Here is a 9,651-nt window from a genome sequence, read left to right on the forward strand (position 1 = left end):
GCCCCCTCTTTTTATTGTGCTGTGCCGGTATCGCGGTTTATTGTTTCGGCTCGGCGACCACGCTGCTTCCCACGCCGCGGTTGTTATATTCCCACATACGGTTGAAGCCGTTGTCGTTGAGGTTGCGCTGCAGATTGCCTTTGTCATCCGCGCTGCCGGTGTTGCCGCTGAACGGACGGCCGGAGCCTACCGCCGCCGCCCACGGCTGGGCGATGTTAAAGCCTTCATTGATGGCGCTGTCGCGGATCACGACCTGGCCGTTGCTGTTGCCGTCAACGTCCAGCGCGCGGCCGAGCTGCGCGACGTTATCCCCGGAGGCGGTGAAGCGGCTGTTGGTCGCCAGGAAGCCGTAGGTCACGCTCTTCAGGGTGGCCGGCGCGAAGACGTAGGCTTCTTTCTGAGTACGCGAGTTCACCACGCGGAAGTCGGTGTTATCAAACACCACGGCGCCGCGGCCAGAAACGATATCCACGTCGCCTTCAATATAGCTGTTCGTCACCAGGGTGCGGGTCTGACGGTTGTCCTGCAGACGGTTCTGCACGCCGCTGTTGGTCACGAAGAAGGTGTTCTGGCGACCAAGAATGTTCACTTTATCGATCTGCACCTGGTCACCATCGCTGCGCAGGGCAACGGCCTGGTGGGTGCCGGCATCGACGCTGTCGCCCAGGTTGTTGGCGATGGTCAGGTTCTGCAGCTGCAGGCCGTTATTCTGCGACCAGAAGACCGCGGAGCACATCACGCCGACGGTGGCGGTGGATTTGCTCTGGCAGCTGTCGAACATATACCACGCTGGTTTGCCCGGCATGTATTTGCCACCCGGATTGACCAGACGACGCCAGGTGTTGCGATCCATTTCGGAATCAATGGCTTCGCTGATCTTCACGTCGATCGGTTTATCGCCGGTACCATACAGGGTCAGGGCGCCCGGCGCCGCCGGAACGTAGACGGTGCCCGGGTATTCGCCCGGCATGATGGCGATAAACAGACGACGGTTAGAGTGGCGGGCAATCGCCGCATCCACCGCCGCCTGGACGGTGGTATGCGTCACGCCCTGGGTTCCCGCCGGGCCGACGATAAAGTCAGGCTGCGCCGGCAGGCTGATGGCGGACGGCGTCCAGGCCGCGGCATTGGGGGTCAGCGACTGGAAATAGGCCGCCGGGGTAAAGTTTTTCGCTTCATCGGCGTTCAGAATGGGACGCGCGGTGGTGCCCGGTGCAGTCTGCGTTGAGGGCTGTTGATCGGCAGGCGTCGAGCTACAGGCGGACAGCGTCACGCCGAAGGCCAGCGCCAGCGCCAGACGGGAAACGGAATATGTGTTCATGTTGCTCCGGGCAAAATTAAGCGTAGTGAAATACCCCGGCTGAGACGCCAGGGTATAAGTCCTTTAAAACCTGCTGTTTTATACTAACTTGAACGAAACGGGAAGACGTGGGCTGAAAAACTTACCTTCTTTACGCAATACGCCGCGTCGCCGGACGGTCTCCAGTCACAAATAAATAACATTTACTCGCGCTTTTGTTGACATTCCCGGCGTTATGAAAATAAATGTCTATACAACCCATGACAAGTTGAACGCTATGACTGAAGCCACCTCCGAACGCGTTATCTGGCGAAACGCCCGTCTCGCTACCCTGAACCCTGATGCTTCACAACCGTACGGTCTGCTGGAGCGCCACGCGCTACTGGTTCGCGACGGTCGCATTGCGGCAATCGTCCCCGAAGATGACCTCCCCAGCGGGCGCAGGATCGATCTCGAAGGCCGGCTGGTCACGCCGGGATTAATCGACTGCCATACCCACCTGATCTTCGGCGGCAGCCGGGCGCAGGAGTGGGAGCAGCGGCTGAACGGCGTCTCCTATCAGACCATCAGCGCCAGCGGCGGGGGGATTAATGCCACCGTGCGCGCCACCCGCGACAGCAGCGAAGCTGAATTACTGGCGCTGGCGCAGCCGCGTCTGGCCCGCCTGCTGCGTGAAGGGGTGACCACCCTGGAGATCAAATCCGGCTACGGTCTCGATCTGCAAAACGAACGCAAAATGCTGCGGGTCGCCCGCCAGCTGGCGCGCGATAACGCGGTGGAACTCTCGGCGACGCTGCTCTCCGCCCACGCCACGCCGCCGGAATATCAAGGCGACGCCGACGGCTATATTACGCTGGTCTGCGACACTATCCTGCCGACGCTGTGGCGGGAGGGACTGTTTGAAAGCGTTGACGTCTTCTGCGAAAACGTCGGCTTCAGCCCGCAGCAAACCGAGCGGGTGTTTCAGGCGGCGCAGGCGTTGGGCATTCCGGTTAAAGGTCACGTTGAGCAGCTCTCCTCGCTGGGCGGCGCCCAGCTGGTGAGCCGTTATCACGGACTGTCCGCCGACCATATTGAATATCTGACGGAAGAGGGAGTGGCGGCGATGCGCGAAAGCGGCACCGTGGCGGCCCTGCTGCCCGGCGCGTTTTACTTCCTCAATGAAACCCGCAAACCGCCGGTGGAACTGCTGCGCAAGTACCAGGTGCCGATGGCGGTGGCGACCGATTTCAACCCCGGCACCAGCCCCTTCGCCAGCCTGCATCTGGCGATGAATATGGCCTGCGTCAAGTTTGGTTTAACACCGGAAGAGGCGTGGGCCGGCGTGACGCGCCATGCCGCGCGGGCGCTGGGGCGGCAGAACAGCCACGGTCAGCTGGCGGCGGGCTTTGTAGCGAACTTTGCCATCTGGGATGCCGAGCATCCGGTCGAGATGGTGTATGAGCCGGGGCGCAGTCCGCTCTGGGGACGCGTGGTACAAGGAGAATGGCAATGATGCTGTGGCAAGCTACGCCCGCCAACCTTTGGCAGGGGCGCGATGATAGTGCGGAAGCGCCGAATGCGCTGCGCCTGTTTCAGACCATCCCCCGCGCGGAACGCTTCGCGCCGCAGGCGCTGCCCGGCGATATCGCGCTGCTTGGCTTCGCCTGTGACGAAGGCGTCCGGCGCAACAAAGGGCGTACCGGAGCGGCTGACGGCCCGGCGACCCTACGCCGGGCGCTGGCCAATATGGCCAGCCATCAGGGCCACGACCGCTGCGTGGATATGGGCACGATTAGCGTCGATGGCGAACAGCTGGAAGCCGCGCATCAGGCGCTGCGCGAGGCGGTGACCGCCTGCCAGCGCGCCGGGAAACGCACGCTGGTTCTGGGCGGCGGCCACGAGACCGCCTTCGGTCATGGCGCGGGGGTACTGGATGCCTTCCCCGGCGAAAAAGTGGGCATTATTAACCTCGATGCGCATCTGGATCTGCGCGTTGCCGAGCGCGCCAGCTCCGGGACGCCGTTCCGCCAGCTGGCGCTGGAGTGTGACGCGCAGCAGCGCGCTTTTCACTATACCTGCATCGGCGTCAGTCGGGCGGCCAACACCCAGGCGCTCTGGGAGGAAGCGGCGCGACGCGAGGTGGCTATCGTGGAGGATCTCCAGGTGCTGGAGGCCTTCGAAACCCGGGTGCTGGCGGAGCTTGAGCGCAACATCGCGCAGTACGATCGTCTGTATCTGACCATCGATCTCGACGTGCTCCCGGCGCGGGAAATGCCGGCGGTGTCGGCCCCGGCGGCGCTGGGTGTGCCGCTGGCGACCCTGCTGCGCATCGTTGAGCCGCTGTGCCGCAGCGGTAAGCTGCAGGCGGTGGATCTGGTGGAGTTCAACCCGCAGTTTGACATTGACGGTCAGGGCGCCCGCGCGGCCGCCCGTCTGGCATGGCAAATCGTCCATTGGTGGCAGTAGCCATTCCGGTATATTCTGGGTGTTTCGCCGCCCATTTTGCAAAAGGAAAGCCAGGCTATGTTTTCACAGCAATCCCGTTCCGCGCCCGCGCCTTTTTATGAGAAGGTGAAGCAGGCTATCGGTGAAAAAATTCACAGCGGCGTCTGGCGACCGCATGACCGTATCCCTTCCGAAGCGGAGCTGGTGGCCCAGTTCGGCTTCAGCCGGATGACCATCAACCGCGCGCTGCGCGAGCTAACGGATGAAGGCCTGCTGGTCAGGTTGCAAGGGGTGGGGACCTTTGTCGCCGAGCCGAAAGGGCAGTCGGCGCTGTTTGAGGTGCGCAGCATTGCCGAAGAAATTATTGCCCGTCACCATCAGCACCGCTGCGAGGTGCTGCTGCTGGAGGAGACCCGGGCGGATCATATTCAGGCGGCGGCGCTCAGCGTAGCGGAAGGCACCCGCATCTTTCACTCGCTGATGGTGCATTACGAAAACGAGGTGCCGGTGCAAATCGAAGATCGCTGCGTCAATGCCGCGGTGGTGCCGGACTATCTCCAGCAGGATTATACCGCCACCACGCCCCATGATTATCTGTCGCTGATCGCCCCGTTAACAGAAGGTGAACATATTGTTGAAGCGGTGCAGGCCACGGCGGAAGAGTGCGCGCTGCTGCATATTCACGCCCACGATCCCTGCCTGCTGATTCGCCGCCGCACCTGGTCGACAACCCACATCGTCTCCCACGCGCGCCTGCTGTTCCCCGGTAGCCGCTATCGTCTGCAGGGCCGCTTTGGCTCCTGATCCACGCTGGCGTCAGCAAAACGTGATTGCTGACGCAATATAACAAAATTGTATCATTTCTGTTAAATCCTGGCTTGCGCATGCTTGTATAGACAAGTATATGTATCTACGTAAACAACGTTCATTGTCAGGAGAAACCCCGATGTCGCAAAGCAAATATCGCCAGCTGGACGTCCGTGCGCCAAGAGGCACGACGCTGACCGCGAAGAGCTGGTTGACCGAAGCCCCGCTGCGTATGTTAATGAATAACCTCGATCCCGATGTCGCCGAAAACCCGCACGAACTGGTGGTCTATGGCGGTATTGGTCGCGCAGCGCGCAACTGGGAATGCTATGACGCTATCGTGAAGGCGCTGAAGAACCTGGAAAGCGACGAGACCCTGCTGGTCCAGTCCGGCAAGCCAGTGGGCGTTTTCAAAACCCATGAACACTCGCCGCGCGTGCTGATCGCTAACTCCAACCTGGTTCCGCACTGGGCGACCTGGGAACACTTTAACGAGCTGGATGCCAAAGGGCTGGCGATGTACGGCCAGATGACCGCCGGCAGCTGGATCTACATTGGCAGCCAGGGCATCGTCCAGGGCACTTACGAAACCTTCGTCGAAGCCGGTCGCCAGCACTATCAGGGCAGCCTGAAAGGCCGCTGGGTGCTAACCGCCGGGCTGGGCGGCATGGGCGGCGCGCAGCCGCTGGCCGCGACGCTGGCCGGCGCCTGCTCGCTGAATATTGAATGCCAGCAGAGCCGCATCGATTTCCGTCTGCGCACCCGCTACGTGGACGAACAGGCCACTTCTCTGGATGACGCCCTGGCGCGTATCAAGAAATACACCGCCGAAGGCCGGGCTATCTCCATCGCGCTGTGCGGCAACGCCGCGGAGATCGTGCCGGAGCTGGTGAAACGCGGCGTGCGCCCGGATATGGTCACCGACCAGACCAGCGCCCACGACCCGCTGCACGGCTATCTGCCGAAAGGCTGGAGCTGGGAAGCGTATCAGCAGAAAGCTGAATCCGATCCGCAGGGCACCATTCTGGCGGCGAAACGCTCGATGGCCGACCACGTGCAGGCGATGCTGGCCTTCCATGAGATGGGGGTGCCGACTTTCGACTACGGTAACAACATTCGCCAGATGGCTCAGGAAGTGGGCGTCAGCAACGCCTTCGATTTCCCGGGCTTCGTGCCGGCCTATATCCGCCCGCTGTTCTGCCGCGGTATCGGTCCGTTCCGCTGGGTGGCGCTCTCCGGCGATCCGCAGGATATCTACAAGACTGACGCGAAAGTGAAAGAGATCATCAAGGATGATAAGCATCTGCACCATTGGCTGGATATGGCGCGCGAGCGCATCAGCTTCCAGGGACTGCCGGCGCGTATCTGCTGGGTCGGTCTGGAATGGCGGCAGAAGCTGGGCCTGGCGTTTAACGAAATGGTGCGCAGTGGCGAAGTCTCCGCGCCGATCGTGATTGGCCGCGATCATCTTGACTCCGGCTCCGTCGCCAGCCCGAACCGCGAAACCGAAGCGATGCGCGACGGCTCTGACGCGGTCTCTGACTGGCCGCTGCTGAATGCGCTGCTCAACACCGCCAGCGGCGCGACCTGGGTGTCGCTGCACCACGGCGGCGGGGTAGGCATGGGCTTCTCGCAACACTCCGGGATGGTTATCGTCTGCGATGGCACCGATGAAGCGGCAGCGCGTATCGCCCGCGTCCTGCACAACGACCCGGCCACCGGCGTGATGCGTCATGCCGACGCGGGGTACGAGATTGCCATTGAATGCGCGGCAGAACAGGGTCTGAATCTTCCGATGGTGGCGGCAACGCAGGGGAACGCGAAATGAAATCTTTAACTCTGATCCCGGGTCAACTCAGCCTGTCGCAGCTCCGCGACATCTACAGCCACCCGGTGAATATTACCCTCGACAGCGGCGCGTTTGCCGCCATTGACGAGAGCGTGGCCTGCGTCAACGCTATCCTTGCCGAAGGGCGGACCGCCTACGGCATCAACACCGGTTTTGGCCTGCTGGCGCAGACCCGTATCTCGACGGAAGATCTGGAGAACCTGCAGCGTTCGCTGGTGCTGTCCCATGCGGCGGGCGTAGGCGAGCCGCTGGACGATGACCTGGCGCGCCTGATTATGGTGCTGAAGATTAACAGTCTGTCCCGCGGATTCTCCGGGATCCGTCTGAGCGTGATCCAGGCGCTGATTGGCCTGGTGAATGCCGGCGTGACGCCGTGGATCCCGGCGAAAGGCTCCGTCGGCGCCTCCGGCGACCTCGCGCCGCTGGCCCATATGTCGCTGACCCTGCTTGGCGAAGGTAAAGCGCGGGTACGCGGCGGCGACTGGCTGCCGGCCACCGAAGCGCTGCGTCAGGCGGGGCTGGAGCCGATTACCCTGGCGGCGAAAGAGGGGCTGGCGCTGCTCAACGGCACCCAGGCGTCGACCGCTTTTGCCCTGCGCGGTCTGTTCGAAGCCGAAGATTTGTTCGCCTCCGCGGTCGTCTGCGGGGCGTTAACCACCGAAGCGGCGCTGGGCTCCCGTCGTCCGTTTGATGCGCGCATCCATGAAGTGCGCGGCCAGCGCGGGCAGATTGACGCGGCGGCGCTGTATCGCCATCTGCTGACCGACGACAGCGCGATCTCGCTGTCGCACCATAACTGCAGCAAGGTGCAGGACCCGTATTCCCTGCGCTGTCAGCCGCAGGTGATGGGCGCCTGCCTGACCCAGATCCGCCAGGCGGCTGAGGTGCTGCTGGCCGAAGCCAACGCGGTGTCCGATAACCCGCTGGTCTTCGCCGCCGAGAATGACGTGATCTCCGGCGGTAACTTCCACGCCGAGCCGGTGGCGATGGCGGCGGATAATATCGCGCTGGCGATTGCCGAAATCGGCTCGCTCTCCGAGCGTCGCATCGCGTTGATGATGGACAGCCATATGTCGCAGCTGCCGCCGTTCCTCGTCAAAAACGGCGGGGTGAACTCCGGGTTTATGATTGCCCAGGTCACGGCGGCGGCGCTGGCCAGTGAAAACAAAGCGCTGTCGCACCCGCACAGCGTCGACAGCCTGCCGACCTCCGCCAACCAGGAAGATCACGTCTCGATGGCGCCGGCGGCCGGTCGCCGCCTGTGGGCGATGGCCGAGAATACCCGCGGCGTACTGGCCGTCGAGTGGCTGGCGGCGGCGCAGGGGCTGGATATGCGCGAAGGGCTGACCACCAGCCCGCTGCTGGAAGAGGCGCGCCATCTGCTGCGCGAACGCGTCCCTCACTATACGCAGGATCGCTACTTCGCCCCGGATATCGATAATGCCATTGCGCTTCTGGCGGCCCGTCACCTGACGCGTCTGCTGCCTGCCGTACTGCCAGGCCTGCACTAATCACCGTTGTTCTCTGTACCCGCGTCGGGGGAAATCATTCCCCCGACCGCCCTACATCGCATATTTGTCGTCAAATAAAAAAACCAGGACACCTGTATATGCAACAACAACACAAGCCACATCTGCTGCGCGGGCTCAATGCCCGACACATTCGATTTATTGCGCTCGGCTCCGCGATCGGCACCGGGCTGTTCTATGGCTCGGCTTCCGCCATCAAGGCGGCGGGCCCGGCGGTGCTGCTGGCCTATTTGATTGGCGGCGCGGCGGTGTTTATCGTCATGCGCGCGCTGGGCGAGATGGCGGTGCGCAACCCGGTTTCCGGCTCCTTCGGCAGCTATGCCCGCCAGTATCTCGGCCCGCTGGCCGGGTTTATTACCGGCTGGACCTACACTTTTGAAATGGTAATCGTCGCCCTGGCCGACGTGACCGCCTTCGGCATCTATATGGGATTGTGGTATCCCGATGTCCCGCGCTGGATCTGGATCCTCAGCATCATCTTCTTTATCGGCGCCATGAACCTGTGCAACGTGCGGGTGTTCGGCGAGATGGAGTTCTGGCTGTCGCTGGTGAAGGTGGTGGCGATTATCGCCATGATGCTGGCGGGGGCGGGGATCATCTTCTTTGGCTTCGGCCATAGCTTCCCGGCCACCGGGCTGGAAAATCTCTGGAGCCACGGCGGCTTTGCCCCTAACGGCTGGCAGGGCGTTATCGCTTCGCTTGGCATCGTGATGTTCGCCTTCGGCGGGGTGGAGATTATCGGCGTCACCGCCGCGGAAGCGAAGGATCCGAAGAAGGTCATCCCGCAGGCCATCAATACCATTCCGCTGCGCATTATCCTGTTCTACGTCTGCACCCTGGCGGTGCTGATGGCGATTTTCCCGTGGAACAGCTTTGGCGAGCAGGGGAGTCCGTTTGTGCTGATTTTCGACGGTCTGGGGATCCCGGCGGCGGCGACAATCCTTAACATCATCGTGATCAGCGCCAGCATCTCGGCGATTAACAGCGATATCTTCGGCGCCGGACGCATGATGTACGGCATGTCGAAGGAGGGGCTGGCGCCGAAAAGCTTCCAGCGCATCGCCAGCAACGGCGTACCCTGGATGACGGTGGTGGTCATGGGCGGCGCGCTGCTGGCGGCGGTGGTGCTGAACTATCTGATCCCCGAGCAGGTATTTGTGCTGATTGCTTCGCTGGCGGCATTCGCCACGGTGTGGGTATGGCTGATGATCCTGCTGTCCCATTTCGCCATGCGCCGTAGTTTGTCTGCCGAAGAGCGCAGCCAGATTGCCTTCCCCGTTCCGTTCTGGCCGGTGGCGCCGCTGTTAACGCTGCTGTTTATGGGGCTGGTCATCGCTGTGCTGGGGATGTTTGCCGAGACGCGGATGGCGCTGATCGCCGGCCTGGTCTGGCTCGGGCTGCTGACGGTGGTGTGGTACGCGCGGGTGCGTAAAACCGCGCTGCAGGTTGTCACTGAGCAGTAAATCAGATCTCCCCGGCGGCGCGGCGCTTGCCGGGGCGACGAGGTGTTGGCCTGTGAGAGGACCCTGTAGGCCGGGTCAGGCGTAGCCGCCACCCGGCACAAAATCGGCTCTGTGCCTGCTGTCATCGCCCGGTGGCGAGGCGCTTACCGGGCCTACGAGGTATGAGCCAGTGAGAGGACCCCGTAGGCCGGGTAAGGCGCAGCCGCCACCCGGCATAAAAACGGCTCTGTGCCTGCTGTCATCGCCCGGTGGCGCTGCGCTTACCGGGCCTACGAG

Annotated in this window: 7 protein-coding genes; 6 read left to right on the forward strand and 1 reads right to left on the reverse strand. The window is 62.5% G+C overall.

Going from position 1 to position 9,651, the window contains the following annotated elements; all coding sequences use genetic code 11:
* Positions 1-37: 37 nt before the first annotated feature.
* Positions 38-1,321: a putative acyl-CoA thioester hydrolase gene (locus ABLV04_RS06950; RefSeq protein ID WP_048334461.1), complete on the reverse strand. Its 1,284-nt coding sequence runs from the start codon at positions 1,319-1,321 to the stop codon at positions 38-40.
* Between the two features lie 214 nt (positions 1,322-1,535).
* Between ABLV04_RS06950 and hutI the strand changes: the two genes are divergently transcribed.
* The 6 genes from hutI (at position 1,536) to ABLV04_RS06980 (ending at position 9,375) form a co-directional block, all read left to right on the forward strand.
* The gene (gene hutI, locus ABLV04_RS06955; RefSeq protein ID WP_074423100.1) at positions 1,536-2,795 is read left to right on the forward strand and encodes an imidazolonepropionase; all 1,260 of its coding nucleotides are present in this window, start codon (positions 1,536-1,538) and stop codon (positions 2,793-2,795) included.
* A complete protein-coding gene (gene hutG / locus ABLV04_RS06960; protein WP_048334463.1) occupies positions 2,792-3,748 on the forward strand; it encodes a formimidoylglutamase in 957 nt (318 codons plus the stop codon). Before hutI ends, hutG begins: the two co-directional genes overlap by 4 nt.
* A 57-nt stretch (positions 3,749-3,805) precedes the next feature.
* Positions 3,806-4,531: a histidine utilization repressor gene (locus ABLV04_RS06965; RefSeq protein ID WP_087826904.1), complete on the forward strand. Its 726-nt coding sequence runs from the start codon at positions 3,806-3,808 to the stop codon at positions 4,529-4,531.
* Between the two features lie 142 nt (positions 4,532-4,673).
* Entirely contained in the window at positions 4,674-6,362 is a 1,689-nt protein-coding gene (gene hutU, locus ABLV04_RS06970; RefSeq protein WP_023288908.1) for a urocanate hydratase, read from the forward strand.
* Complete coding sequence (hutH, locus tag ABLV04_RS06975; protein ID WP_023288909.1) at positions 6,359-7,894, forward strand: histidine ammonia-lyase; 1,536 nt, start codon at positions 6,359-6,361, stop codon at positions 7,892-7,894. Before hutU ends, hutH begins: the two co-directional genes overlap by 4 nt.
* Before the next feature lie 98 nt (positions 7,895-7,992).
* Complete coding sequence (locus tag ABLV04_RS06980; RefSeq protein ID WP_023288910.1) at positions 7,993-9,375, forward strand: amino acid permease; 1,383 nt, start codon at positions 7,993-7,995, stop codon at positions 9,373-9,375.
* The last annotated feature ends 276 nt before the right edge of the window (positions 9,376-9,651 follow it).

The organism is Klebsiella sp. JN_Kp127, from assembly GCF_040062505.1.
Classification (GTDB): domain Bacteria; phylum Pseudomonadota; class Gammaproteobacteria; order Enterobacterales; family Enterobacteriaceae; genus Klebsiella; species Klebsiella quasipneumoniae.